23 protein-coding genes are annotated in these 24,772 nt (G+C 71.9%); 11 read left to right on the top strand and 12 right to left on the bottom strand.

Annotated elements, in window-relative coordinates:
• Positions 1 to 31: 31 nt before the first annotated feature.
• From IE316_RS10400 to IE316_RS10385, 4 genes are all read right to left on the bottom strand, one after another.
• Positions 32 to 2,413 (bottom strand): beta-xylosidase/alpha-l-arabinosidase, encoded by a 2,382-nt coding sequence (locus tag IE316_RS10400; protein ID WP_190203917.1) that lies wholly within the window; start codon positions 2,411 to 2,413, stop codon positions 32 to 34.
• 73 nt (positions 2,414 to 2,486) lie between these two features.
• A complete protein-coding gene (locus IE316_RS10395) occupies positions 2,487 to 3,383 on the bottom strand; it encodes a carbohydrate ABC transporter permease (RefSeq protein ID WP_190203916.1) in 897 nt (298 codons plus the stop codon).
• 1 nt (position 3,384) lies between these two features.
• Complete coding sequence (locus IE316_RS10390; protein WP_190203915.1) at positions 3,385 to 4,287, bottom strand: carbohydrate ABC transporter permease; 903 nt, start codon at positions 4,285 to 4,287, stop codon at positions 3,385 to 3,387.
• On the bottom strand, positions 4,284 to 5,594 hold the full coding sequence (locus IE316_RS10385) for an extracellular solute-binding protein (protein ID WP_190203914.1): 1,311 nt from the start codon (positions 5,592 to 5,594) through the stop codon (positions 4,284 to 4,286). Before IE316_RS10385 ends, IE316_RS10390 begins: the two co-directional genes overlap by 4 nt.
• Positions 5,595 to 5,888: 294 nt before the next feature.
• On the opposite strand from IE316_RS10385, the gene IE316_RS10380 reads away from it, so the two are divergent.
• A complete protein-coding gene (locus IE316_RS10380; protein ID WP_190203913.1) occupies positions 5,889 to 6,917 on the top strand; it encodes a LacI family DNA-binding transcriptional regulator in 1,029 nt (342 codons plus the stop codon).
• 67 nt (positions 6,918 to 6,984) lie between these two features.
• Here the strand turns inward: IE316_RS10380 and IE316_RS10375 are convergent, their stop codons facing one another.
• Positions 6,985 to 8,145: an MFS transporter gene (locus IE316_RS10375; RefSeq protein WP_190203912.1), complete on the bottom strand. Its 1,161-nt coding sequence runs from the start codon at positions 8,143 to 8,145 to the stop codon at positions 6,985 to 6,987.
• Positions 8,146 to 8,231: 86 nt separating this feature from the next.
• Here IE316_RS10375 and IE316_RS10370 point away from each other — a divergent pair, with 86 nt between their 5' ends.
• From IE316_RS10370 to IE316_RS10355, 4 genes are all read left to right on the top strand, one after another.
• Positions 8,232 to 8,723, top strand: a complete 492-nt coding sequence (locus tag IE316_RS10370; protein ID WP_190203911.1) for a winged helix-turn-helix transcriptional regulator — start codon at positions 8,232 to 8,234, stop codon at positions 8,721 to 8,723.
• Between the two features lie 144 nt (positions 8,724 to 8,867).
• Positions 8,868 to 9,107, top strand: coding sequence for a DUF6411 family protein (locus IE316_RS10365; RefSeq protein ID WP_373311142.1), 240 nt, complete (start codon positions 8,868 to 8,870; stop codon positions 9,105 to 9,107).
• 30 nt (positions 9,108 to 9,137) lie between these two features.
• On the top strand, positions 9,138 to 10,109 hold the full coding sequence (gene ppk2 / locus IE316_RS10360; RefSeq protein WP_190203909.1) for a polyphosphate kinase 2: 972 nt from the start codon (positions 9,138 to 9,140) through the stop codon (positions 10,107 to 10,109).
• Positions 10,106 to 10,528 (top strand): GvpU-like protein, encoded by a 423-nt coding sequence (locus tag IE316_RS10355; protein ID WP_190203908.1) that lies wholly within the window; start codon positions 10,106 to 10,108, stop codon positions 10,526 to 10,528. Before ppk2 ends, IE316_RS10355 begins: the two co-directional genes overlap by 4 nt.
• A 23-nt stretch (positions 10,529 to 10,551) precedes the next feature.
• Here the strand turns inward: IE316_RS10355 and IE316_RS10350 are convergent, their stop codons facing one another.
• The 4 genes from IE316_RS10350 to IE316_RS10335 form a co-directional block, all read right to left on the bottom strand.
• Positions 10,552 to 11,751 carry a phospholipase D-like domain-containing protein gene (locus IE316_RS10350; protein ID WP_229910313.1) on the bottom strand — a complete coding sequence of 400 codons (1,200 nt, stop codon included), beginning with the start codon at positions 11,749 to 11,751 and terminating at the stop codon, positions 10,552 to 10,554.
• Positions 11,752 to 11,893: 142 nt separating this feature from the next.
• Entirely contained in the window at positions 11,894 to 12,619 is a 726-nt protein-coding gene (locus IE316_RS10345) for an ANTAR domain-containing protein (protein WP_190203907.1), read from the bottom strand.
• Positions 12,620 to 12,675: 56 nt separating this feature from the next.
• Entirely contained in the window at positions 12,676 to 13,362 is a 687-nt protein-coding gene (locus IE316_RS10340) for an ANTAR domain-containing protein (RefSeq protein ID WP_190203906.1), read from the bottom strand.
• 368 nt (positions 13,363 to 13,730) lie between these two features.
• Positions 13,731 to 14,063: a helix-turn-helix transcriptional regulator gene (locus IE316_RS10335; RefSeq protein WP_190203905.1), complete on the bottom strand. Its 333-nt coding sequence runs from the start codon at positions 14,061 to 14,063 to the stop codon at positions 13,731 to 13,733.
• Positions 14,064 to 14,199: 136 nt separating this feature from the next.
• Here IE316_RS10335 and IE316_RS10330 point away from each other — a divergent pair, with 136 nt between their 5' ends.
• Positions 14,200 to 14,610, top strand: a complete 411-nt coding sequence (locus IE316_RS10330; protein ID WP_229910312.1) for an STAS domain-containing protein — start codon at positions 14,200 to 14,202, stop codon at positions 14,608 to 14,610.
• Positions 14,611 to 14,626: 16 nt separating this feature from the next.
• On the opposite strand, the gene IE316_RS10325 is transcribed toward IE316_RS10330, so the two are convergent.
• The gene (locus tag IE316_RS10325) at positions 14,627 to 17,017 is read right to left on the bottom strand and encodes an Orn/Lys/Arg family decarboxylase (protein ID WP_190203904.1); all 2,391 of its coding nucleotides are present in this window, start codon (positions 17,015 to 17,017) and stop codon (positions 14,627 to 14,629) included.
• A 245-nt stretch (positions 17,018 to 17,262) separates the two neighbouring features.
• Between IE316_RS10325 and IE316_RS10320 the strand changes: the two genes are divergently transcribed.
• Positions 17,263 to 18,795: an alpha/beta hydrolase domain-containing protein gene (locus tag IE316_RS10320; protein WP_190203903.1), complete on the top strand. Its 1,533-nt coding sequence runs from the start codon at positions 17,263 to 17,265 to the stop codon at positions 18,793 to 18,795.
• Positions 18,796 to 18,807: 12 nt separating this feature from the next.
• Here IE316_RS10320 and IE316_RS10315 read toward each other — a convergent pair whose 3' ends face one another.
• Positions 18,808 to 19,602: a nucleotidyltransferase domain-containing protein gene (locus tag IE316_RS10315; protein WP_190203902.1), complete on the bottom strand. Its 795-nt coding sequence runs from the start codon at positions 19,600 to 19,602 to the stop codon at positions 18,808 to 18,810.
• A 291-nt stretch (positions 19,603 to 19,893) separates the two neighbouring features.
• On the opposite strand from IE316_RS10315, the gene IE316_RS10310 reads away from it, so the two are divergent.
• The 4 genes from IE316_RS10310 (at position 19,894) to IE316_RS10295 (ending at position 24,059) form a co-directional block, all read left to right on the top strand.
• The gene (locus tag IE316_RS10310; protein WP_190203901.1) at positions 19,894 to 20,421 is read left to right on the top strand and encodes a DUF3291 domain-containing protein; all 528 of its coding nucleotides are present in this window, start codon (positions 19,894 to 19,896) and stop codon (positions 20,419 to 20,421) included.
• 221 nt (positions 20,422 to 20,642) lie between these two features.
• A complete protein-coding gene (locus IE316_RS10305) occupies positions 20,643 to 21,821 on the top strand; it encodes a gluconolaconase (RefSeq protein ID WP_229910311.1) in 1,179 nt (392 codons plus the stop codon).
• A gap of 33 nt (positions 21,822 to 21,854) precedes the next feature.
• A complete protein-coding gene (locus IE316_RS10300; protein WP_190203900.1) occupies positions 21,855 to 23,159 on the top strand; it encodes an NHL repeat-containing protein in 1,305 nt (434 codons plus the stop codon).
• A 78-nt stretch (positions 23,160 to 23,237) separates the two neighbouring features.
• Positions 23,238 to 24,059: a MerR family transcriptional regulator gene (locus IE316_RS10295; RefSeq protein ID WP_190203899.1), complete on the top strand. Its 822-nt coding sequence runs from the start codon at positions 23,238 to 23,240 to the stop codon at positions 24,057 to 24,059.
• Positions 24,060 to 24,141: 82 nt separating this feature from the next.
• Here IE316_RS10295 and IE316_RS10290 read toward each other — a convergent pair whose 3' ends face one another.
• A complete protein-coding gene (locus tag IE316_RS10290) occupies positions 24,142 to 24,570 on the bottom strand; it encodes a VOC family protein (protein WP_190203898.1) in 429 nt (142 codons plus the stop codon).
• Positions 24,571 to 24,772 lie beyond the last annotated feature (202 nt).

The following is a 24,772-nucleotide window of genomic DNA, read 5'->3' as shown; positions in this document are numbered from 1 at the left end:
GGGCGCCGGGGCGGTCGGTCCCGCGCCCGGTTCAGCTCCGGGCGGGCGGCTCCGGCACGATGGTGGCGTGCAGACGCCGGGTGTGGTCCACGTGCCGTTCGGCTCCGGTCAGCGTGACCCTGGCCGTCAGTCGGGGCGCGGCGCTGGAGGCGGCCAGTCGCAGCTCCAGCTCGCCGGGTTCGACGACGCGCCGGCCGTCGCGCCCGGTGAAGGAGGCGAGGTCGGCGGGGACGGTGACCCGCAGCCGCCGGGCCTCGCCCGGCCGCAGGTCGAGCCGGTGGTAGCCGATGAGGCGCTGCACCGGCTGCACGACGGAGGCGACCGGGTCGTGCAGATAGAGCTGGACGACCTCGGTCCCGGCCCGCGCGCCGGTGTTGCGGACGGTGAAGGCGAGGGTGAACTCGCCGTCCGTCGGGGCCCGCTCGGCGTCCACGGTCAGGTCCGTCCAGTCGAACCGCGTGTAGGACAGGCCGTGCCCGAAGGCGAACGCCGGGGTCGGGTCGACGCTGGACACCTCACCGGCGTGCGCGAGCCGCGGCCCGAGATAGGTGGCCGGCTGGGAGCCCGGCTCGCGCGGCACGCTGACCGGGAGGCGCCCGGAGGGCTCGGTACGGCCGCTGAGCACCCCGGCGATCGCGTGCGTGCCCTCCTCGCCGGGGAAGAAGGACTGCACGATCGCGGCGGACTCCGCCACGGCCCGGCCCAGCGCGTACGGGCGTCCCGCGATCAGCACGGTGATCACGGGTGTGTCCAGGTCCAGCAGGGTGTCGAGGAGCCGCTGCTGCGCGCCGGGCAGCGCCAGCGTGCCCACGTCGCAGCCCTCGCCGCTGGTGCCCCGCCCGAACAGGCCGGCCCGGTCGCCGAGCACCACCACGGCGACATCGGCCTCGCGGGCCACCCGGGCGGCCTCGGCGAGCCCGGAGAGGTCCCCGTCGTCGACGCCGGTGCCGCGCGCGACGGTGATCTCGGCGTCGGGGAACTCGGCGGCGAGCGTCTCGCGCAGCGTGGGCAGTTCGATGCCGACCGCGGTGCCGGGGTGGCGGACGCCGATGTGCTGGGGGAAGGAGTAGCAGCCCAGGACGGCGGTGGGTTCGTCGGCGTTGGGTCCGACCAGGGCGATGCGGCGGGGCCCGGCCAGCGGCAGGGTGCCGTCGTTGCTCAGCAGCACCACCGCCTTCTCGGCGACCGTGCGGGCCAGCGCGCGGTTCTCCGGGCCGTCCAGGTCGATCCGGCCGCGCAGGGCGTCGGGGTCGTCCAGGTCCGCCCCGGCCAGGCCGGCCGGCAGCGGGTCCCAGTCGGCGTCGAGCAGCCCGAGCGCCGCCTTCTGGGTGAGGACCCGGCGCACGGCGCGGTCGACCAGCGCCTCCGGTATCCGGCCGTCGGCCACGGCCTCGGCCAGCGGCGCCCCGTAGGTCTTGACGTTGGGCAGTTCGACGTCGATGCCCGCCCGCAGCGCCGCGCCGGCCGCGCCGGCCCAGTCGGCCGCGACGCCGTGCAGGGTCTTCAGGAAGGCGATGGCGAAGTAGTCGGCGACCACCGTGCCGTCGAAGCCCCAGGTGTCGCGCAGCAGCCCGGTGAGGAGTTCCTCGTCGGCCGCCGAGGGCACGCCGTCGGTGTCGGTGTAGGCGTTCATCACCGACCGGGCGGCGCCTTCGCGGATCGCCATCTCGAACGGGGGCAGCAGCACGTCGGCGCGCTCCCGGGGGCCCACCGAGGCGGGCGCGAGGTTGCGGCCGGCCCGGGAGGCCGAGTAGCCGGCGAAGTGCTTGAGGGTGGCGACGATCCCGGCGGACTCCAGGCCCTGGACGTACGCCGTCCCGATGGTGCCGACGAGGTACGGGTCCTCGCCGATGGTCTCCTCGACCCGGCCCCAGCGGGCGTCGCGCACCACGTCCAGGACGGGCGCGAGTCCCTGGTGGAGGCCGACCGCGCGCATGTCGCGTCCGATGGCGGCGGCCATGCGCCGCACCGTGTCCGGGTCGAAGGTGGCGCCCCAGGACAGCGGCACGGGGTAGGCGGTGGCGGTCCAGGCGGCGAAGCCGGACAGGCACTCGTCGTGCGCGAGGGCGGGGATGCCGAACCGGTTGGTGGCGGCGATCCGGGCCTGGGTGCGGGCCAGGGACAGCGCCCCCAGCGCGGGGTCGACCGGCACCGTGCCGAACGGCCGGGTCAGTTGGCCCAGTCCGGTGGGCAGCAGGGCGTCGAGGTCGACGGCCTCCTCCATGTCGTGCTGGTGGGGGGCCACCTCGCCGCCCTGGTCGGAGGCGCCCACCCAGACCCCGTACAACTGGGCGGTCTTCTCCTGGAGGGTCATCGCGCCGATCAGGGCGTCGATCCGGTCGGCGACCGGCCGGGCGGGGTCGTTCCACAGGGGCGTCTCGGGGGTGCTCTCTACAGCCACTTCGGCGTTCACTTTCCTCCCACGCCCGTCAGGCCCTTGCCGGGGCGTGCCGGGCGAACAGGTAGACGAGCGGGGATCACGGCGGTCAACGGCTGAATCCGGCGGTCAGACCGCTGAGCAACTGGCGGCGGCCGAACGCGTACAGCACCAGGACGGGCAGGGTGGTGAGGACGACGGCGGCGAGCACGGCGGGGACGTTGACCCCGTACTGGCCCTGGAAGGTCCACAGCGCCAGCGGCAGGGTGCGCCGGTCGGGGCTCTGGGTGAGGACCAGCGGCAGCAGGAAGCCGTTCCAGATGGTCAGCGCGTTGAAGATGGTCACGGTGAGGATGGCCGGGCGGGTGAGCGGTGCCGCCAGCTTCCACAGGGTCGTCCACTCGGTGGCGCCGTCGACCCGCATGGAGTCGAACAGTTCCTTGGGCACGTCGCGGATGAAGTTGGCGAGCACCAGCACCGACAGCGGGATGGCGAAGGCGATCGACGGCAGGATCAGGGCCAGCAGGCTGTCGTACAGGTTGAGTCTGATGATGATCAGGTAGACCGGGATCACGGTCGCCTGCAGCGGGATGGCCAGGCCCATCAGGAACAGGCCGTTCACCGCGCGCAGCAGTCGCATGCGCCAGCCGCGGACGATCGCGTAGGCGGCCATGAAGGAGAACACCACCGCCGGGATCACGGCGCCGGCGGTGACCACGACGCTGTTGAGGAAGTAGCGCAGGAAGTCGGACTCGATGACCAGCCGGTAGTTGTCCAGGGTCGGGTCGGCCGAGGGCACCAGCGGGTTGCTGGCGTAGTAGCGGCTCTGGGCCTTGAGGCTGGTGATGAGGGTCCAGTACAGGGGGACGGCGACGACGACCAGCCAGAGCCATCCGGCCAGGCCGCCCACCCAGTTGCGCCGCCGGGCCGGACGGCCCGGGGTGTGCCGCCGCTCGCCGTGGCCGGTCTGCTGCGGCCGTCGCGGCTCGGTCAGTGTGGTGGTCACGTCAGGCCCCCTCGAGTTGGCTCGCACCGGCGTCCCGGCCGCCGAGCCGGCGCAGCAGCAGGGCGAGGGCCAGGCCCACCAGGACCAGGATGACGGCGATGGCGCTGGCCGGTCCCATCAGGCTGGCCTGGAACCCCCGCTTGTACATGTCCAGCGCGAGGACCCGGGTGGCGTCGCCGGGGCCGCCCTCGGTCAGGATGAAGATGAGGTCGAAGAAGGTGAGCGACCCGACCACCATCAGCGTGGACGAGGTGATGACGGTGTACTTGAGCTGGGGCAGGGTGATGCTGAAGAACTGCCGGACGCGTCCGGCCCCGTCGATCTGCGCCGCCTCGTACAGGGAGGCCGGGATCTGCTGGACGCCTCCCTGGTAGATCAGGGTGTGGAACGGGACGAACTGCCAGGAGACGACGAAGACGACGACGGCGAAGGCGAGCCCGGGGCGCCCCAGCCAGTCCTTGCTGAGCGCGTCGATCTTCAGTCCGGCGCCGAGCCCGAAGTTGGGGTCCAGCAGGGCCTTGTACGCGATGGCGATCGCCGCGGAGCTGAGCATCAGCGGCACGAAGTACACCACGCCCAGCACCGCGCGGTAGCGCTGGCGGCCGGCCAGGAACACGCCGAGCAGCACGCTCAGCGGCGTCTGCACGGCCCAGGACACGGCCATCACCAGGAACGTCACCCACAGGGCGTGCGGCAGCCCGGGGTCGGTGAGCACCGCGCGCCAACTGGTCAGCCCGGACGGGTGGATGGCGCCGATGCCGTCCCAGGTGGTGAAGCTGAGCGCGAAGACGCCGATCAGCGGGATCACGGCGAAGCCGACGAAGACCACCAGGGCGGGTGCCGCCAGCCACGGCAGGACGCTGCGCGGTTCGCGGCGCGGCGGGCGGCCGGTGAGCGCGCTCATTTTCCGATGACCGCGTTGAGGTTGGCGGCGAACTGCTTGGGCGATATGGACAGTTGGAAGAGTTTGACGATGTTGTCCAGCAGGGTCTCGGCGGCCGTCGGGCTGAGCGCCTGGTCCCAGGACTGGCCGAACACCTTGGCCTTGCTGGCGACGTCGTAGGTGAACTGGAGGAAGTCGGCGCTCTTGGAGGCGGCCAGCAGTTTCTCCGTGCCCAGCTTGATCGGGACCGACCCGTTGTCGATCCACTTCTTCACCTCCTGGTCCTGGAGGACACCGGTGGCGAAGAAGTCCTTGGCGATCTTCTTCTGTTCGGCGCTCGCCTTCGAGGAGATGGACAGGTACTGGGCGGGGTTGCCGACGGTGTCGCTCGGATCGCCCTTGCCGCCCTCGACGGGCGGGAAGTTCATGTAGCCGAGGCCGCCGCTGGAGACGAAGTCCCCGCCGTCGGCCTGCTGGATGCCGTACGACCAGGCGCCGTGCAGCATCATCGCGGCCTTGCCGGTGTACAGCAGCGCCTGGTCGGCGTTGGAGTCGGCGGTGATCGAGGAGAAGCCCTTGATGAACCCGTCGGCCTTGACCAGGTCCTGCACCTTGGCCAGGGCGGTGAGGGCGTCCGGGTGCGACCAGGCGTTCTTCTCGCCCTCGATGACGGCCTGGAACAGTTCGGGGCCGCCGATGCGGTCGAAGAGGAACTCCAGCCACATCATGTTCGTCCACCGGGACTGGCCCCCGAGGGCGAACGGCGCGATGCCCTTCGCGTTGAACCGGGGCACCAGCGCCATGATGTCGTCCCAGGACTTCGGCGGTTCCGCGCCGACCCGGTCGAACACCTTCTTGTTGTAGTAGAGGATGATCGGCTGCACGGTCTCGCACGGCATCGCGTAGATCTTGCCGTCGACGGTCGCCGCGCCGAACGAGGACGGGAACAGGCTCTTCTTGACCTCGGAGTGCTCGTCGAACCACGAGGTGAGGTCCTCGACCTGGCCGGCCTGCGCGTAGGTGCGCAGGGTGCCGCCGCCCCAGCCCCAGATGATGGTGGGCGCCTGCCCGGCACCGATGGCGGTCTTGATCTTCGTCTTGTAGGCGTCGTTCTGGAAGGTGGTGTCGTTGATCCGTCCGTCGGGGTGGGCCTTGTTGTACGCGTCCACCGCGCCGGCCCGGACACCTTCCTGCGGCTGGCCGTTCAGGTACCAGTAGGTGGCCGCGCCGCCGCTCTTGCCGGGGCCGGAGGAGCCGCAGCCCGCCAGCGCCACGGAGACCGGCACGCCGGCGGCCAGGCCGAGAAGGGTACGTCGGGAGAGCGCCATGTCTTTTCTCCGCACTCGAGAGCCACCGGCTTCTCGTGAGTCAGGGTGAAAGGTTTTCGAAAATGATTCGTTCGGGCTCTGTCCGTGCAAGTTAGGGCTCCGGCTGAATCCCCGTCAAGGCGTGTGCAGGGCCGTTATCCCCTTGTATTCTACTGCCCTTTTCAGGACGAAAACGACATTCGGGTGCGTCGGCAAACGTCGAAACATTTCGAAAAAGGGTGGCCGACAAAACGGGTGTGCTGCGACGATAGCGGCTGACACACTGTCGGAGCAGGTGATGACGGAGAGGAACCGATGCCACCGAACGCCAGGCGCACCACTTTGGCGGACATCGCCCAGGCGGCGGGGGTCTCCGTCGCGACCGTGTCCAAAGTGGTCAACGGTCGCGGTGACGTGGCCCCGCACACCCGCACCCGGGTGCAGGAGCTGCTGCACCAGCACGCCTACCTCGCGCCCGTGTTCCGCCACACCGGGGCGGTCGAGAGCCCCACCATCGAGGTCCAGTTCAAGGGCGGCCTCACGTCCTATGTGGCCGAGACCCTGGAAGGCATCGTCGACTCCGCCGCCGAGCTGGGGGCCTCGGTGGTGGTCAGCAAGGCGTCCCTCGCCCCGCACTGGGCGCGGAACCTGGCCACGGCCGGACGCCGTGCCGTCATCGCGGTCACCAGCGTCTACACCACCGCCCATCTGAACGAACTGGCCCGGTCCGGGCTGCCGTTGGTGGTACTGGACCCGCTGCACCTGCCGGACAACCGGGTGCACAGCGTCGGGGCGACCAACTTCGCGGGCGGCCTGGCCGCGACCCGGCACCTGCTCTCGCTGGGCCACCGCCGCGTCGCCTACCTCGGCGGACCGGCCATGGCCGTGTGCAACCAGGCCCGCATGCACGGCTACCGCGCCGCCCTGGAGGCCGAAGGGGCACGAGTGCCCGACGCCTATGTCCGCACTGGGGACTTCACCTACGAGAGCGGGCTGCTCGGCGCGGGCGCGCTGCTGGACCTGCGCGAGCCGCCGACGGCGGTCTTCGCGGGCAACGACGAGATCGCCGTCGGGGTCGTGGAGTCCGCGCGCGCCCGGGGCCTGCGCGTCCCCGAGGACCTGAGCGTGGTCGGCTTCGACGACACCAGCGTCGCGCGGATGGCGTCGCCGCCGCTGACCACCGTGCGCCAGCCGCTGCGGGAGATGGGCGCCACCGCGCTGCGCATCGCCCTGCGGCTGGCCGACGGCGAGAAGGCCGAGTCCCACCACCTCGAACTCGCCACCGAACTGGTGGTACGCGCCTCGACGGCACCGCCCCGCGAGGTGCCGCCGGCGCCCGGGTGACACGGGCCCCGGCGAGGAGACGCCGGGGTCCGTGTCACCCGGGCGCCGGCGAAAAGAGGCCGGGTGCTCACGGGCGGCTCGGCAGCCACCGGTCCGCCGCCCACACGGCCAGCGCGCAGGCCGCGAACCCGGCCCCGAGGAGGCTGGAGCCCGTCCAGCCATGGGCGGTGAAGAGGGCGGTGGTCGCGGCCGCGCCGAGGGCCGAGCCGAGCGAGTAGAAGACCATGTAGCCCCCGATGACGCCGCTGGGGCGGTCCGGACGCACGGTGGTCAGCAGGTGCTGGCTGCTGACGTGCACGGCCTGGACCGCGAAGTCGAGGACCACGATCCCCACGGCGAGCAGCCAGAGCGACCGCGGCAACTGCGCGATCGCCGCCCAGGACAGGAGGAGCAGGACCAGCGCGCCCCCGCTGACCGGAGCGGCCCGTCCGGCGTCCGCCCACCGGCCCGCGCGTACCGCGCCGAGCGCGCCCGCCAGCCCGGCGAGCCCGAACAGGCCGATCCGGCCTTCGCTCAGCTCCCAGGGCGGCCCGGCCAGCGGCAGGGACAGTCCGCTCCACAGGGTCCCGAACGAGGCGAACAGGAAGAACGCGGTCAGCCCCCGGGTCAGGAAGACGCGCTGCCCGAACAGTCCGCCGAGGGAGCCGACGGCCTGCCGATACCGCACCGGCGGGCCTGCGCGCTCCTCCGGCGGCAGGACGGCGAGGACCAGGGCCGCGAGGAGCAGGGACAGCACCGCGAGCACGGCGTAGACGCTCCGCCAGCCCCAGTTCTCCGCGAGCGCGCCGGTGACCACCCGAGCGCCCAGGATGCCGACCACCACGCCGGAGGTCACCACGCCGATGGCGCGTCCGCGTTCGGCGGGCGGCGAGACCGACGCGGCATAGGCCACCGTGGTCTGCACCACCACCGCGAACGCCCCGGCCGCCCCGAGTCCCGCGAACGCCGCCCACCCGGCCGTCGCCGAGGCGGTCAGCGCCGCGCCCGCCGCGGTGACCGCCAGGTGCCCGGCGATGAGCCGGCGCCGGTCCACCACGTCACCGAGCGGCACCAGCAGCAACAGCCCCGCCAGATAACCGAACTGGCCGGCCGCGACGAGCCACCCCGTCAGTCCGGCCGGCACCCCCAGACTCCGTCCCATCGGCTCCAGAACCGGCTGCGCGGCGTAGACGCCCGAGACGGCGACACCCCCCACCGCGGACAGCAGCAACCGCCGCCATACGTTCATCGCACCCCGATCCGATCGGTAGCAGATCGCAACTGTTCGGACCGTACGGCATGATGGTTTCAATCCGCAACTCATAGGGAGATGGCATGGCACGCACCACCGCGGGTGTCCCGGACCCCGACTGGACCGATCCCGGCTGCCCCGTCGCCCGCACGCTCGACCTGGTCGGCGACAAGTGGAGCCTGCTCGTCGTGCGCGACGCGATGGACGGGGCACGGTCGTTCACCGAGTTCCAGCGGCGCACCGGTATCGCGCGCAACATCCTCACCGACCGCCTCCGCAAGCTCACCGCCCATGGGCTCCTCGCGCGGCGCCCCGCGCCGTCCGGCCGCCGTCCGGAGTACGTGCTCACCGAGGCCGGCCGCGATCTGTTCCCCGTCGTTCTCACCCTGCGGCAGTGGGGGGAACGCCACGCCTTCGCCCCCGGCGAGCCCCACTCCGTCCTCGTCGACCTGCACGGCGTCCCCGTACCGGAGCTCGCGCCGGCCGGCACCGACGGCGCCCGCCTGGACGCCGGCACCACCCGCGTGTCGAAGAAGCCCGTCCGGTCGCCGAGCGGCCAAGCCAACTCGTCCTGAGGGAACGCTGATCGCCCGCGGGCTCGGGTGCCCGGGCAGGACGGGCGACTGTTCCCGGCGCGAGGGGGCACGCGGTGGACAGCGGGCGCGCGCGGTGCGCGTCCGTGTCCGGCTTCACCGTCGAGACCCCTGGAGTCCCCCGTGATGATCGTCGGCGTGATAGGCGCCTGTGTCGTCCTGGCCGTGCTCGCCTTCCTGCTCCCCCGGCTGTCCCGGCACCCGCAGAACGGTGCCCAGCGCGCGCTCGGTGCCGGTTCGCGCACCGGGTCCAAGGCCCCCGGTCCGCTGGGCCGCCTGCTGAGCAAGCCCTTCAGTTCCAGCTCGCGCGCCGTGGGCCGCAGCGGCTCCGCCGGGCGCCGGGCCCGCCGGCACATGCGGTTCTGATCGGCGGCGGGAGAGCAAGGAGAGCAGCACGTGGCCGAGGACGAGCTTCTCGACGGCCTGACGGTGAACGAGCGGCGGCCGGAGCGGCCGGTCCTGCTCAACGCCGACGGCACCCCCATCGAGACCTGGCGGGAGAACCACCCCTATGACCGCAAGGTGCGCAGGGCCGAGTACGAGCGGCAGAAGCGGGTCCTGCAGATCGAGTTGCTGAAGATGCAGCGCTGGGTGAAGGACACCGGCCAGCGGATCGTCGTGGTCTGCGAGGGCCGGGACGCGGCCGGCAAGGGCGGCACCATCCAGCGGTTCACCGAGCGGCTGAACCCGCGCGGTGCCCGCGTGGTGGCCCTGGAGAAGCCCACCGAACGGGAGGCCGGCCAGTGGTACTTCCAGCGTTATGTGTCGCATCTGCCCGCCCGGGGCGAGATCGTCTTCTTCGACCGCTCCTGGTACAACCGGGCGGGCGTGGAGCGGGTGATGGGCTTCTGCACGGAGGAGGAGTACCAGCGGTTCCTGCGGCAGGCGCCGATGTTCGAGCAGATGCTGACCGACGACGGCATCCTGCTGGTGAAGTTCTGGTTCTCCGTCTCCCGGGCCGAGCAGCGCACCCGTTTCGCCATCCGCCAGGTCGACCCGGTGCGCCGCTGGAAGCTGTCGCCGACGGACCTGGCCTCGCTGGACCGCTGGGACGAGTACACGACCGCCAAGGTCGAGATGTTCCGCGCCACGGACACCCCGTACGCCCCCTGGACGGTGGTGAAGAACAACGACAAGCGGCGCGGCCGACTGGAGGCGATGCGCAGTCTGCTGGACCGCTGCGACTACCCGGCCAAGGACCACACCGCGGTGGGCAAGCCGGACCCGCTGATCGTCGGCGCCGCCGACACCCTGCTGGAGCCCGGGGAGGAACCGGCCGTCCTCTCCCCCACGCCGCTGGCCGGTGACCACGACGGTCCGGGGATCCACCCCGGCCAGGAGAACGCACGACCCGGAGGAACCGTATGAGCACGCAGGACCGCGGCAACGGGGAGCCGGAGCCCGGCCTGCCGGTGCCCGACGCGCACCTGGAGATGCTGCTGCGGCTGGTGGAGGCCCAGCCCGGGGCCGCCGTCGCGGTGACCCTGACGACGGTGGGCGGCATCGTCAGCGGCAGCCTGGTCGCGGGCCGGGTCTGGGCCGAGCGCTGGGAGGGGGTGGTGGCGCGGGCCGTCGGCGACCAGGACGACGCCGAGCAGGTCGTGCTGCTGCCCCGCACCGTGCAGAACACCCTCGACGACGCCGGCCCGGGCGGGCTGCACGACTTCGCCCACCTGGTCGACGTCACGTTCCTGTCCGCGCCGGGGACGCCGACCTGCCCGCTGTGGCGCGGGCGGGTGAGCGACGTCTCCGGCTGGTCCCTGGGCGCCCCGGCCGCCCCGGCGTAGGAGGCCGCCGGGCGGCGGACGGGTCAGAGGAAGCGGCGGATGGGCGTCACGGCCAGCTCCGCCGCCCGCTGGAGGACCGCCCGCCGCTTCCAGCGGTCGAGGTCGATGGTGACGCTGCGGGCGACGTCCTCGTCGTAGTGGCCGTCCAGGGTGGCGGTGAAGTTCTCGTCGAGCACCGCGAGCATGACCTCCTCGTCGTGGTCCATGGAGCGGCGGTTGAAGTTGGTCGAGCCGATCAGGGACGCCACCCCGTCCACGGTGATGATCTTGGCGTGCATCATGGTCGGCTGGAACTGCCGGACCTTCACCCCCGCGTCGAGCAGGTCGGTGTAGTGGGCCTGTCCGGCGAGCCGGCAGGCGCGCTGGTCGGTGTGCGGGCCGGGCAGCAGGATCTCCACCTCGACGCCCCGGCGGGCGGTGGCGCACAGCAGGTCGATGAAGTACCGGTCGGGCGCGAAGTAGGCGGTGGCCAGCCGGAAGCGTTCCTCGGCGGAGGTCAGCATGAGGCGGATCAGCGTCTGCATGTCCTGCCAGCCGATGCTGGCCGAGCCCCGCACCACCTGGACGGTGGCGTCGCCGTGCCGGTCGTGGCCGGTGAAGCGGTCCCGGTCGTCGTACAGCTCGTCGTGGCACTCGGCCCAGTTCTGCGCGAAGGCGGCGGCTATGCCGTCCACGGCGGGGCCGCGCACCTCGACGTGGGTGTCGCGCCACTCGCCGGGGTCGCGGGCGTCGCCGCACCACTCCTCGGCGATGCCGACGCCGCCGGTGAACGCGGTGTGCTCGTCGACGATGAGGGCCTTGCGGTGGCAGCGGTGGTTCTGCTTGAACGGCGAGACCCAGGCCGGCTTGCGGAACCAGGCGACCTGCACCCCCGCCGCGTCCATCTCGTCCAGGAGGTGCCGCTCTATCTGGCGGGCGCCGAAGCCGTCCAGCAGCAGCCGTACCCGTACGCCGGCCCGGGCCCGCTCGGCGAGCGCCTCGGCGAACTGGCGGGCGATGTCGCCGCGCCAGTAGACGAAGGTCATCATGTCGATGGTGTGCCGGGCCGTCCGCACGGCACCGAGCATCGCGGGGAAGATCTCGTCGCCGTTGCGCAGCGGGGTCAGCAGGTTGCCCTCGGTGGCGGCGATGCCGATCAACCGCTCCATCCGGCGTCGCAGCCGCTGCTTGCGCTGCTCGACCTCGGTCCGCGCCACGGGGCGCGCCACGGCCTGTTCCGGCACCGGTCCTCCACTCCTTCGTCACTGTTCCGCCGCGCACGCGGCGACCCCACACCTTACGACGACCGGGGGACGGGCCGCTCCCGTCCGGTGACGGCAGCCCGTCGGGGAGTCGGCGGCGCGGTGTGTTCCGGCGATGAGCCGGTCAGTTCCCGGTGGCGGTCGGGGGCCGCAGGCGGCCGGTGGTGACGACGGTGCGGGCCACCTCGGTGAGGGGCACGCCGTGCCGGCGAGCGTGGTCGCGCAGGGCGGCGAAGGCGTCGTCGGCGCTGAGGGAATCGCGTTCGGCGAGGAAGCCCTTGGCCTGTTCGATGACGATGCGGCTGTGCAGGGCGTCGTGGAGCTGCTCGCTGATGGTGTGCGGCCGCCCGGCGGGGCGGGCGTTGAGCAGGCCGAGGGCGGTGGCGTCGGCGAACGCCTGGGCGAGCCGGAGGTCCGCGGGAGGCAGCGGGCCGTCACCGGTGCTCAGCAGGAGCAGGCTGCCGAGGGTGTCCCGGCGCAGGCGTACGGGGACGGCGGCGGCGTGGGTGTAGCCGGTGCGGCGGGCCGCCTCGGTGAAGTCCCGCCACGCGGCGGGCGCGGTGGCGAGGGGGCCGGGGGCGACGGCGGCGGCCGTGCGGCAGGCGTCGACGGCGGGTCCCTGGCGGGCGGCCGGGTCCAGCACGGCGGCCAGGGCGGGGCTCGGATCGCAGGGCACCGGGCTGTAGAGGTCGGGACCCGGGTAGGCCAGCAGGACCGCGACGTCGGTGGCGTCGAGGAGGTCGCGGCAACTGAGGGTGAGGTGCTGCAACAGGTCGATGACGTCGTAGTCGTCCACGAGGCTGTCGGCGAGGTGGACGAACGTCCGCGCGATCTTCTCTTCCCTGCTCATGGCGTTGGCTCCGGAAAAGGGTCACCGGTGTGAGCGGGGGGGCTCGTGCCGGGTGGTCAGGTGTCGGGGGGCGGTCCGTGCAGCAGGGCTCGGGCGGTGTCGGTGAGGGACCGGCCGCCGGCGAACGCGTGCGCGCGCAGCCGCAGCAGCGCCTCGTCGAGCGAGATGCCGTACCGTGCGGCGAGCATGCCGGTGGCCTGGTGGACCTCGGCCCGGTGCAGTTCGATCGCGCCCGCGGTGCCGGGTCCGTCGCGCGGGTCGTCGGTGTCCGGCCGCCAGGCCAGCAGCCGGTCGGCCAGGGAGTCGGCGATGCGCAGCGCGGCGGCGCTCTGCCCGGCGCTCAGCGGTCCCGGCGTACGGCGGTATCCGGTCAGCTCTCCCAGTTGGACCTGGCCGGAGCGGACCGGCCAGACGAACACCGCCCGTACGTCCAGCGCGGCGGCCTCGGCGGCGAACCTCCCCCACCGGCCGGCGTCGTCCGCGGCCAGGTCCGTCACCTGGAGCGGGGCGTCGGCCGTGTCGCCGACCTCCGGCCCCTGGCCCAGGGTGAACTGGAGGTCCGCCAGTCGCGCGCTGGTGTCGTCGCTGAACCACACCAGCTCCCCGCCGGGCCGCAGGGAGACGAAGAGCCCGTCGAGCCCGCACACCCGGGCGCACTGCGCCGCCCAGTGGCTCAGCCCGCGCGCGCCGACGGCCTCGCTCAGCCGTGCCAGCAGTTCGCGGACCGTCATCGGCTGTCCCATGGGACCAGTCTCCCGCACCGCACCCCGTTGGCGTGTCCGGGTCAGGCGAGTGTCGGAGTGCCATGCCGCCGGTCCGGCGGAGGTCCGGCGCGGGCGGAGGCCGGCCCGCGATGTACGGGTGCGCCACCGGAGCCGGCCGCCGTCGGACGACCGAGCGGGCGCGCTCCGCCACGTCGCCCCTGGCCCTGTCCCCGTCCTTCGACCGCCGCCGCCGGACTCCCCTGCCGCACACGCTCTTACGGTCCGTCAGCGCGGAGATCGCCCGGCCCACCGGGGCGCCCGTATCGCCGGGGTGAGCGTCCGCTCGCGGTGCCACGGCACCCTGCCCTCCCACGACCGCCGCACCGACCGGACGCCGTGCGCGGCCGTCAGTGCTGCACGGCCGGGGGCCTGCTGCGGTCGGACTCGTCCTGCACCAGCAGCGACAGCAGGGAGGCGACGGTCAGCCCGGCCTCGGCCGGGTGCCGCAGCACCTTGTCGGGCTGGATCCGGTACGTGTTGGTCCGTCCCTCACGCGTGTGCGAGAGGTAGCCGTCCTGCTCGAGGTCGGAGATGATCCGCGCCACGGCCCGCTCGGTCAGCCGGCAGTGCGCAGCGATCTCCCGTATACGCGTGTTCGGATTGTTCGCGATGGCCGCCAGGACGCGCGCGTGGCTGGTGATGAACGTCCATCCGCTGTGTGATTCGGGCACTCCAACCATGACCAGCATCTTAGAGGACCTGGCTTGCTAGAAACCATTTACAGGACATAGATTTCATGCAATGAATGACTAGTGCTCTCTCGTTGGAGAGACCGGAGAGCCGCGTGCTCTCACTCGAGAGCAGCCAGGAGAAGGAGTGGCGAAGGTGCCTTGGGACGAGGCCGCGGTGCCGGCCCCCACGATCAGCTCCGGCCGGGGAGCACCGGCCGCTCCGAGCGCCCTGCGCGCCCTGCGCCCGGCCGAGGTGCACCAGCGCGAACTGCACGGCCGGTGCGTCATCACCGCCCGCGGCAGCTTCGACACGCAGTCCATCAAGCCCCTCACCGACGCCCTGACCGCCGCGGCCGCCCACCACTCCGCCGTGATCCTGGACGCCTCCGGGGTCACCTTCGCCGACTCCTCCTTCCTCAACCTGCTGATCCTCACCCACCACACCGGCACCCTGCGGCTGGCCGCTCCCTCCCCCCAGGTCCGCCGCGTCTGCGACATCACTGGAGTCACCCCCCACCTCGACATCCACGACACCCTCGACGAGGCCCTCGCCTGACCGGCGTGCCGGGCGGTCACCGGGGTTCAGGGGAGCGGTGCTCGCTGCCCTCGCCCTGCCGCTGCGCGGGCGTCGCGGCGCCGGCCGGCCCTTCCTGTCCGTCGGGGCGCAGGCACTCGATCAGGTAGTCGCCCGTGTCGGGGGCGCGGGTCACCCCGTGGGTCTCGCTGCCGAAGCCGGGGAAGCGGCGGTCGAATGCCTCCAGGGCACCGAGGTAGCGCAGCAGCGGGCCGTCCGCCTCCCCGATGCTCTCGCCCGGCATGAGGACCGGGATGCCCGGTGGGGTCACCGTGACCATCGCCGCGGCGACGCGGCCCGGCGCGTCCGCCAGGGAGATCCGCTCCGTGCCGCCGCGGATCAGGCGCTGGTAGCAGCTCTGGGGCACCGCGACCGGTTCGGGCAGGTCCGTGAAGGCCCCTTCGAGCAGTTCGGTCAGGCGGGCGCCGCGCAGGTGGTCGTGCATCTCCTGGCACAGGCCGCGCAGACCCGCTCCCGAGTAGCGCCGCGGGTGCGCGGCGACCAGGCCGGGCAGCGTCCGGTCCAGCGGGGCGTCGGCGTCGTAGAGGTCCTTGAAGTCCATCAGGGCGTCCAGCAGCGTGCCCCACTTGCCCTTGGTGATGCCCATGGAGAACAGCACCAGCGCGGTGTAGCTGTCGGTCTTCTCCACGACGATGCCGCGCGTGGCGAGGTAGGCGGTGAGGACGCGGGCCGGGATGCCCCAGTCGTCCATCGCGCCGGCCGCGTCGAGCCCCGGGCAGGTCAGGGTGACCTTGACCGGGTCGAGCATGCAGTAGCCGTCGGTCAGGCCGGCGAAGCCGTGCCAGTCGGCGTCGGGTGCGAGGTGCCAGCAGGCCGGCTCGGTCCCCAGCAGTTCCGCCGGGGCCTCGTCGAACGCCATCCGTGACCCGTCCGCGGGGTCGGTCACCTCCGTCGGCTGCCACACCCCGAAGAACCAGGGCGGCCGGTCCCCGGCGGTCTCGATCCGCCGCCCGATGCGGACCATCTCCTGGCGGAACCGGACCGCCTCGGTGATCGCCTCGTCGATCAGCCACCGGCCCTGGGGACCGTCCATCATGGCCGCGGCCACGTCCAGCGAGGCGATCATCGGGTACAGCGGTGACGTGGTGCCGTGCATCATCAGCGTCTCGTTGAACCGGTGCGGCTCCACCGGTGCCCGCTCGGCGGGCCGGACGTGCACCATCGCACCCTGGGACAGCGCCGCCAGCAGCTTGTGGGTGGACTGGGTCGCGAAGACCGTCGGCCGGTCGGGGCCCGGGAAGCTCCCCTCGTCCACCGACATGCCGTAGCGGCCCGCGTACAGCGGATGGAAGCGGGCGTACGCGAACCACGCCTCGTCGAAGTGCAGCCGGGGCGTGCCGGCCGCGAAGGCGCGGGCCACCGCCACCGCGTCGTAACACAGCCCGTCGTACGTGGAGTTGGTGAACACCGCGTACTGGGCGCGCGACGACACCGCGCCGTCCGCCAGCGGGCTCGCCGCGATCCTCGCCGCCACCGATCCGGCGGCGACCTCGGCCGGTGGCAGCGGCCCGGCCAGGCCGTAGCCGTTGCGGGCCGGGACCAGGTACACCGGGCGGGCGCCGGAGACGACCAGGCCGTGCAGGATCGACTTGTGGCAGTTGCGGTCCACCAGGGCGATCTCGTCGCGGGCCACGCTGAAGTGCCCGACCAGCCGGTTGCAGGTGGAGTCGCCGTGCAGGACGAAGTAGGTGTGCTCGGAGCCGAAGATCCGCGCGGCGTTGCGCTCCGCCTCCCCGATCGGGCCGGTGTGCTCGAACAGCGAGCCGAGTTCTTCCACCGAGACCGACAGGTCGCTGCGGAGCAACCGCTCACCGAAGTAGTCGTGGAACGCCCGGCCCACGGGGGACTTGAGGAAGGCGACGCCACCGGAGTGCGCCGGGGTGTGCCACGAGTACTCGTGCGCGTCGTCGAAGCGCCGCAGCGCCTTGAAGAAGGGCGGCAGCAGCGCGTCCTGGTAGGCCCGCGCGGCGGAGGCGATCCGTCCGGCGAGGAACACCGGGGTGTCCTCCAGCGGCCACACATAGCCCACCACCGTCTGCGACACCCACAGCGGCAGCTCGCACACCCCCTCCCCCGTCATGACCAGGAACACCGGCAGCTCACGGAACCGGTGTCCGATCCGGCGCAGTACCGCCGCGCCTCCCGGCTCGTCCTCCCCGGTCCCGGACCGCAGGTCCCAGGCGACCACCGCGGCGGCCAGTCCGGCCTCCGTGCGCAGGACCGCCTCGGCGTCGGCGGCGCTCACCGCCCACCGCACCCGCAGCCCGCCCGCCCGGATCTCCTCCGCGATCCGCGCCCACTGCCCGGCCGCCGCTCCCCCGTCCTCCGGACGCTCCGCCACCGCCATCAGAACCGTGCCGCCGGCCATGCCGCGCCCCCTTCCCCGGTGGCCCGTGCCACCCCTGGCCAGTGTTGGCGCCTCCTTTCGCCGACGGCGGCTCCGGCCCGCTGAAACCACCCCAAGGAAGGCATGCCCCGTCCCGTCCCTTGACGCGCCGACGCACGGACGTGCCACCGGCGGCCGGACGAGGGCCGGTGGTTTCGCCGATGGCAGCCCGCGGCGGTACGCCGAGACTGCGGTCGGCCCACTGGTAACCCCTCCCGGAGGCACCCGTGCACCTACTCGCCCGGTTAACCCGGCGGTCCGTCACCGCCACCGCACTGGGAGCGCTGCTCTGCGGCGCCCTGCTGAGCACCCCGCTGACCGCCCCGGCCGGCGCGTCCCCCGCCGTGACCGCGAGCCCCGTGATCACGGTCCCGCCCGCCGGCAGCCACGGCTTCCCCTTCCTCGCCGCGGCCGAGGACCTCGGCTCGTTCGGCTACACCGAGAGCGAGTACCTGTTCTCGGGCACCGCCACCTCGTACGGCAAGTCCGGCCTGTGGACCTCGGACGGGCGCTGGAACGTCCGCGCGTCCGGGACCGCCGCGTACAAGAGCCGCATGCTGGTGCGCCGCCCGGCCGACCCGGCGGAGTTCAACGGCACGGTGGTCGTGGAGTGGCTCAACGTCAGCGGCCAGATCGAACTCTCCCCGGACTACTGGTTCCAGCGCGAGGAGCTGCTGCGCCAGGGGTACGCCTGGGTCGGCGTCTCCGCCCAGGCCGTCGGCGTCAACGGCGGGCTCGGCGACATCAAGGGCCTCAAGGGCTGGGACCCCGCCCGGTACGGCAGCCTGGTCCACCCCGGCGACGCCTTCGCCTACGACATCTTCTCCCAGGCCGGCCAGGCGCTGCGCAGCCCGAACGGACCCGACCCGCTCGGCGGGCTGCCCGTCCGCACCCTGCTCGCCGACGGCGAGTCGCAGTCGGCGGGCTTCATGACGACGTACGTCAACGCCGTGCAGCCGGTCTCCAAGGTCTACGACGGCTTCATGGTGCACAGCAACAGCGCGGTCGCCGCCCCGATCAGCGGCGCGCTCGCCGACACCCTGCTGATGCCCAATCCGTCCCGGATCCGGACCGACCTGACGGTGCCGACGTTCGTCGTCCTCACCGAGACCGACGTGCCCGCCGCCGCGATCGCCCGGCAGCCGGACACCGGCAGCGTGGTGCACTGGGAACTGGCCGGCACCGCCCACGGCGACCAGTGGGCCTACGACCTCGGTCAGCCCACCGTGGAGAAGTCGGCGGGTGCGGCCGCGCCGTCGGCCGACTGCGCCGCTGGTTCCGCGCCCTTCAACGACGGGCCCGGCCACTGGGCGATGAACGCCGCGCTGCGCCACCTGGCCGCCTGGGCGCGGGGCGGGAACCGGCCGCCCAGCGGGCAGCCCCTGAGCACCGTACTGCGTGACCCCGCCACCGGGCTGGCCGGCGGCGGCGTGCGGCTGCCCGACGTGACCGTGCCCACCCGGACGCTCACCGGCTCGCGGGACACCACCGGCAGCGGCGTCTTCTGCGGTCTGTACGGCGCCCGGGACGCGTGGAACGGCGACAGCGACCCGTGGGACCGGCACGACGACGGCGACCCGTCCGACCCGAACTTCCCGCCCACCGCGGAGCCTGACCTCAGCCGCCTCTACCCCACCCACGCCGACTACGTGAACAAGGTGCGCACGGCCGCGCAGGGCTCCGTCGACGCCGGATACCTGCTGCCCGAGGACGCCACGGCGATCGTCGCCGCCGCGCAGGAGTCGGACATCGGCGGCTGATCCCCCGCCGCGTCAGCTCTGCCGGGCCAGGATGTCGTGGAGGTAGCGCACGGCGAGTTCCTCGGCGTGGCGGCGGCGTTCGACCGCCGCCCCGGTGTCGTCGAGCCACCGGCGGTAGAGCCCGACGCAGGCGAGGAGCGCCCGTCCGGCGTCGGTCCGGTCGTGACCGCACACGGTCGACCGGAGGTCGCGCGCCTCGGCCGGTGCGAGGGTCTCCAGGTGCCGCACGCCGCGGGGGGCCGCGCCCGCCCGGCGGGCGGCCAGCGGCCCCAGGACGGTCTCGCGCAGATAGGCGAGGAAGCCGATGACCTCGAACAGTTCTCCACGGCCGAGTTTCGTCGCACCGTAGTGCACCCAGATCCAGAACCGGTCCTCGATCCACTGGAGGTCGAGCGGCGGGGCGGCCGGCGGCCGGTCCGCGAGGGCGGCGGCCAGGCGGCCGTCCCGGTCCCACAGGATGTCCGGGTCCGCGTCGCGCTCGGCGACGTCGCGGACCCGGACGAACGTGAAGTCGACGTGCAGCAGGGGCGGCCCGACCAGGGTGATGATCAGGCGGGGTTCGCCGACGTGCTCCCCGGTGAACCCGGCCACCAGGTCGGTCCAGGAGCCGATCAGCGCGAGCCGTTCCCTCATGACCGGGTCGAACGCCTCGTCCTCGACGACCACGATCAGGTCCACGTCGGAGTACTCGTCGGGGTGTCCCCCCGCGATCGACCCCGCGACGGCGACCCCGGCCACCCGTGCGTCCTGCCTGATCCGGGGCAGTACCTCGCTGAGGAACCCGCTGTGCGGGGAGGGGACGGCCATGCTTCTCCTTCCGGCCGGAGCAAAGTCCGGCAAGGTAGCACGCCGCGGGGCCGGCGGGCCCGTGATTTACCGCAGGGGAGGGGCCGGAACGGGATCCGAGGGAGCCGGAGGCGGCGGTGGTCGGCAGGCCACCTGGACCGCGAAAGCGCAACTTCGACAAGCAGCCGCGGGGGCGGCTACCTTCACCCGGCCGTCGGCGGTCGCACAGGGGTTCTCACCGGGCTGAGCCGGGCCACCCGCGGCAGCCACCGGATCGAGTGCGCATCAGGCACCCCAGTCAGGGAGAGACCCATGCCCCACCTCGCGCTGTACACCTTCGGCGTCCTGACCTCACCTCTCGCCGATCCCTCGCCCCGCACGGACGAGTTCTACGCCATCGGTGAGGCCGTCTACCGGCGGATCAGTCAGCACCCCGGGTACCTCGCGCACGCCGAAGCGGCGGACGGTGACCGGGGCGTGCTCTTCGAGGCGGACTGGGGCGCGTGGGGGGAGTTCGCCGTACCGGCCTGGTACGGCAAAGGGCGTACGGCGGAGACCGCCGCCCTGGCCGCGACCCTCTCGCTCTGGACCGACCCGCGCTCCGCCTTCGACGCCGTCTACACCGGCCCGCACCGTACGGCGCTGACCAGGCGCTACGACTGGTTCGAGAGGGCGGGCCAGCCGAATCACACGTGCTGGTGGGTCGGTGACGAGGTGACACCCACCTGGCAGGACGGGGTCTCCAGGCTGGAACACCTGCACGATCACGGCCCTGCGCCGCGCGCCTTCACCTTCTCCCGCTCGTTCGCCCCGGACGGGACGCCCGTTCGGGCTTCGTGAGGGACGGCATCGGCAGCGGGTCGGAGTGCATTAATTCCGATTGTCTGACAAATATCCGCGTGCTCCCCTGTACCCCGCCCGCTTCTACGCGCCCCTCGACAAGGGTGCCCGGGAGGCTGCCGCTCCGCACCGCCGGGTAGCACGGAACGAGGGCTACCCGCAGGAGGCACGCAGACATGGACACCCCTACGTCAAAGGCAACCGGCACTGCCAGTGACCACGTGGTGGGCAAGACCTACAAGCCCACCAGGTTCATGCGCCACCCGCTGACCAAGAAGAACCAGAGGGAACTCAACATCCTCACCGGCGAACCCCCCTCCATCCTGAGGAAGTGGAAGAAGTGGGAGGACATGAGCCGGGAGAAGGACAAGCCCGCGGAGTGGAGCCAGGTTCAGGAGAAATGGAACGCGGTACGGGGGCGGCTCAAGAAGAACTCACCCAGCGATCCCGATGAGTGGATCGCCCCTACCGGATTCTCCATCAACAAGGTGCGGTACGGCGCCTTCCCCGAAGGGGATTCCGCGCACCAGCGCGGCTGGACCACCTACATGAACATCGGCGTACCGCTGATCGAGGAACGCAGTGACATCCAGCAGCCTCCACCTGATGTGATCTACCAGAACACGTTCGTCAACCGGACCGACCCTCGCCCGATCACCTGGACCGCCGGATTCGAGTTCTCGGTGTCGAACACGATCAGTTGGTCGCTCCAGGGGCAGGTGCAGCTCACCTTCGGGGCGAAGACGACCGCGTCCCTGCAACAGCAACTCCAGCAGAGCATGGCGATGAACAAGTCGCACAAGGTCACGCTGAAGAACAGCCGGGACAACCAGGGCGTCGACGTGGAGTCGCAGTCGCAGGCGACCAGCACGTCGGCCGCCACGGGAACCGCCACCGGAACCGGTGAGCTGTCGGCCCAACTGATGCTCGGCATCAGCGCGTCGGTCAGCGGCTCGTTCACGACCCAGTTCAAGGGATCGTTCTCGCTCAGCGGGGAAGTGGGGAGCCGGGCGGTCGTACGGGCCACGCAGCGACGCAAGGTGAGCAAGTTCGACTATGAGCTTCCCATCACCTTCGGGGGCTTCGTCGCGCTCTATTACGACAAGCCGGTGGAGTACTCCAGCATCCAAGCCGTGTCGGGAGTGGAGGATTCCCGGACACGCTGTCGCGCCCAGACCCAGGACCGCAGCGGCAAGACCCCTCCCGAGGAGTACTGCCAAGTCGTCGCGCGGGCGGTCGACCTCCTCGAACTGATCGAGGACGGCAAGAAGTACCTCACACAGAAGGGAGAGGCCGAGATCGTCTCCGTCCTCGCCGGGGAGGCCGAGGTCTTCGAACTCGAGAACCTGGAACTCAGCGACGGCTACGAGAAGCAGGAAGCACCGTTCTACAAGGGTTGACCCACATCCGGCGAGGAAGCAGGGAGAGAGCTCATGTCTGATGACAACGGCTCCGACAGCGGTAACAGCGGTTTCGGCCATGCCTTCAGCAGCGGAAAAGCCCGGGCCGGTGATGCCGAGAAGTCCGCCGAAGAGGTCAGGAAAGGCATTCCTGGCACCGGAGACGGCCACTGGGACGAGGACGAGGAGAGCGTCTCGGGGGACGTATCGGCGTATGTGCGCAGCATCGAGAGCGGCCGTGATCCGTGGCAGCCGCGGCAGACCGCGCACGGGGCACTGGATGTCATGAAGGGTTTCCTCCAACCGCACTTCAAGAACTTCCAGTCGGCGGCCGACGGCCAGCGGAAGGTCAGCGAGGACCCCAAGTCGACGTCCGGCACGGCAGCGTCGAGCGTGAAAACGTCGGCCGGTCAGAAGGTCTTCACGGATTCGGCGAAGATCGGCGAAGAGAACCAGCCGCAGATCAGCGAGGAGACCGAGAAGGCGCTGAAGGACACCTACCACCAGACCGAGGGCGCCGTCCTGCTGGCCGACGGAATGGGATCCTGTCCGGACGTCGCGGTGGACGTGGCGCACGACAAGGCGTACGTGGTCACCGACGACGGCAAGCTGTACTCGGTGGATCTGACCACCCACATCAAGCGCCAGGTCATGACCGGCGGCACCGCCGGCGCCCGCCTGGGCCAACTCGGCGGTGTGGCCTTGGACGGCAAGGGCAACGCGTACATCACCGTGCGGAACCTGGGTCACCTGCTCCGGGTGCGGCTCTCCAGCGGCCACCCCGAGAAGATCGCGGACGTCGGCAACGCGTACGGCATCCGGCTGGACAAGGCGGGCGAGAAGGCTTACGTCACCACCTCGAACGGACTTCTCTACGAGGTCGACGTGCGGAGCAAGGACAGCCGGCCGAAAGTACTCGCCGAGGGCCTCGGGAACCTCACCTCGGCAGTGGATCTGGACGGGAGCGGAAAGGCGTACACCGGCAACCTCGACGAGACCAAGTCCCTGCGGGAGATCGACATCGAGGCCGGCACATCCGGCACGCCGCGCCCGGTGGCCCCGTCCTCCACGCAGCGAAGCGGCGGCCTCGCCCTGGACGGCGCGGGCGCGGCTTACGTCGGTGACCATTGGAACGACGTCCTCTACCGGGTCGACCTGGCCAGCGGCCAGGAACGGGAAGTGGTCGTCAAGAGCAGCGGCGCCTTCTCCCCGCTCGGCGTCGCGCTGGACAGCGTCCACCGCGTCGTCTACGTGAGCACCCACGAGGGCCAGTTGTGGCGGTTCTCCCTGCGCGTCCTCGAGAGCCCCGAGCTGATCGAGATCAGGACGGGGGTGTAGGGGCGCGGTCGTCCGGGGGCGGCAGCCGGGTAGCCTCTTGACCCTCACACCGTGTCAGGCGGTCGGCTCGGAGACATCATGTTCACCATCGGAGACTTCGCCCGGCACGGCCGCGTCTCGGTCCGCATGCTGCGTCACTACGACGCGACCGGACTGCTGCGCCCGGCCCACGTCGACCCCGCCAGCGGCTACCGCTACTACACCGCGGCCCAGCTCGCCCGCCTCAACCGGATCATCGCGCTCAAGAATCTGGGGTTCACCCTCCAGCAGGTCCGGGACATCGTGGACGAGCAGGTCGGCACGGAGGAGCTGCGCGGCATGCTGCGGCTGCGGCGGGCCGAACTGGAGGCCGCGATGGCGGTCGCCCGGACCCGGCTGGTCCAGGTCGAGGCGAGGCTCCGAGCGATCGAGAGCGAGGGGCACATGCCCACCGACGACGTCGTCCTCAAGAACGTCCCCGCCGTACGGGTGGCGGAGCTGACCGCGACGGCCGCGAGCTACGCGCCGGAGGACATCGGCCCGGTCATCGGGCCGCTCTACGACGAGCTGTTCCGGCGCCTGGAGGCGGCGGGTGTCGCGCCCACGGGCCCCGGTGTGGCCTGCTACGAGGACGCCCCGGAGGGCGGCGGCCGGATCACCGTGCACGCCGCCGTCCAGGTGGCCGCCCCTGTCCAGGACGGCGACTTCCGCATCGTCGATCTGCCGCCGCTCGACCGGGCGGCGACCATCGTGCACCGCGGCTCGATGGACACCGTGCTCCCCACGGCCCAGACCCTGGCCCGCTGGATCGACGCCAACGGCTACCGGTCGACCGGGTACCCCCGTGAGATCAACCTGGAGTGCCCGGAGAACCGCGACGACTGGGTGACGGAACTGCAAGCACCGGTGGTCCGGGCCTGACCGGCGGACGGCGGGAGGCAGCGGGGGACCGCAGGGGTGTCCCGCTGCCCCGAAGCCGGTCCGCGCCGAACGGGCGGAGCCGTCAGTCGACGCAGAACTCGTTGCCTTCGATGTCCAGCATCGGAATGCACGCGTCGTTGCCGTCGTACAGCGTCCGTACGTGGACCGCGCCGAGCGCGACCAGACGCGCGCACTCGGCCTCCAGCACGGCGAGGCGTTCCTCGCCCACCAGTCCCGTGCCGACCCGCACATCGAGGTGGACGCGGTTCTTGACGGCCTTTCCTTCGGGGACGCGCTGGAAGTACAGCCGCGGGCCCACTCCCGAGGGGTCGACGCAGGCGAACCACGCACCCCGCTGCTCGGGGGGCTGCGCGCGCGTGTAGTCGTCCCAGGTGTCGAACCCCTTCGGCGGCGGGGGGACGACGTAGCCCAGCACCTCGCACCAGAAGCGCGCGAGACGTTCGGGTTCCGCGCAGTCGAAGGTGACCTGGAACTTCTTGATCTCTGCCATCGGCGCACCGTACCAAGGGCTCGTGAGGCTCCGCCGCTCCTTTCCGCGCGGACAGAAGTTGAGTGCCATGGTGTCAACTTCTTCTAGCGTGGACTTGGCAGGGAAGGTGATGTGCGCTATATGGATGAGGGGCGTCCGCGAGGCCCGTCGCAGTCCCTGCGGGCGGCCCGGAAGCACCGCGTCACAGTGAAGGGAGACACAG

Origin of the sequence: Streptomyces fumanus (assembly GCF_014655295.1) — a bacterium.
In the GTDB taxonomy this organism is placed as follows: Bacteria; Actinomycetota; Actinomycetes; order Streptomycetales; family Streptomycetaceae; genus Streptomyces; species Streptomyces fumanus.
The sequence above is the reverse complement of the archived record's forward strand: the minus strand, read 5'-3'. Positions and strand labels throughout refer to the sequence as shown.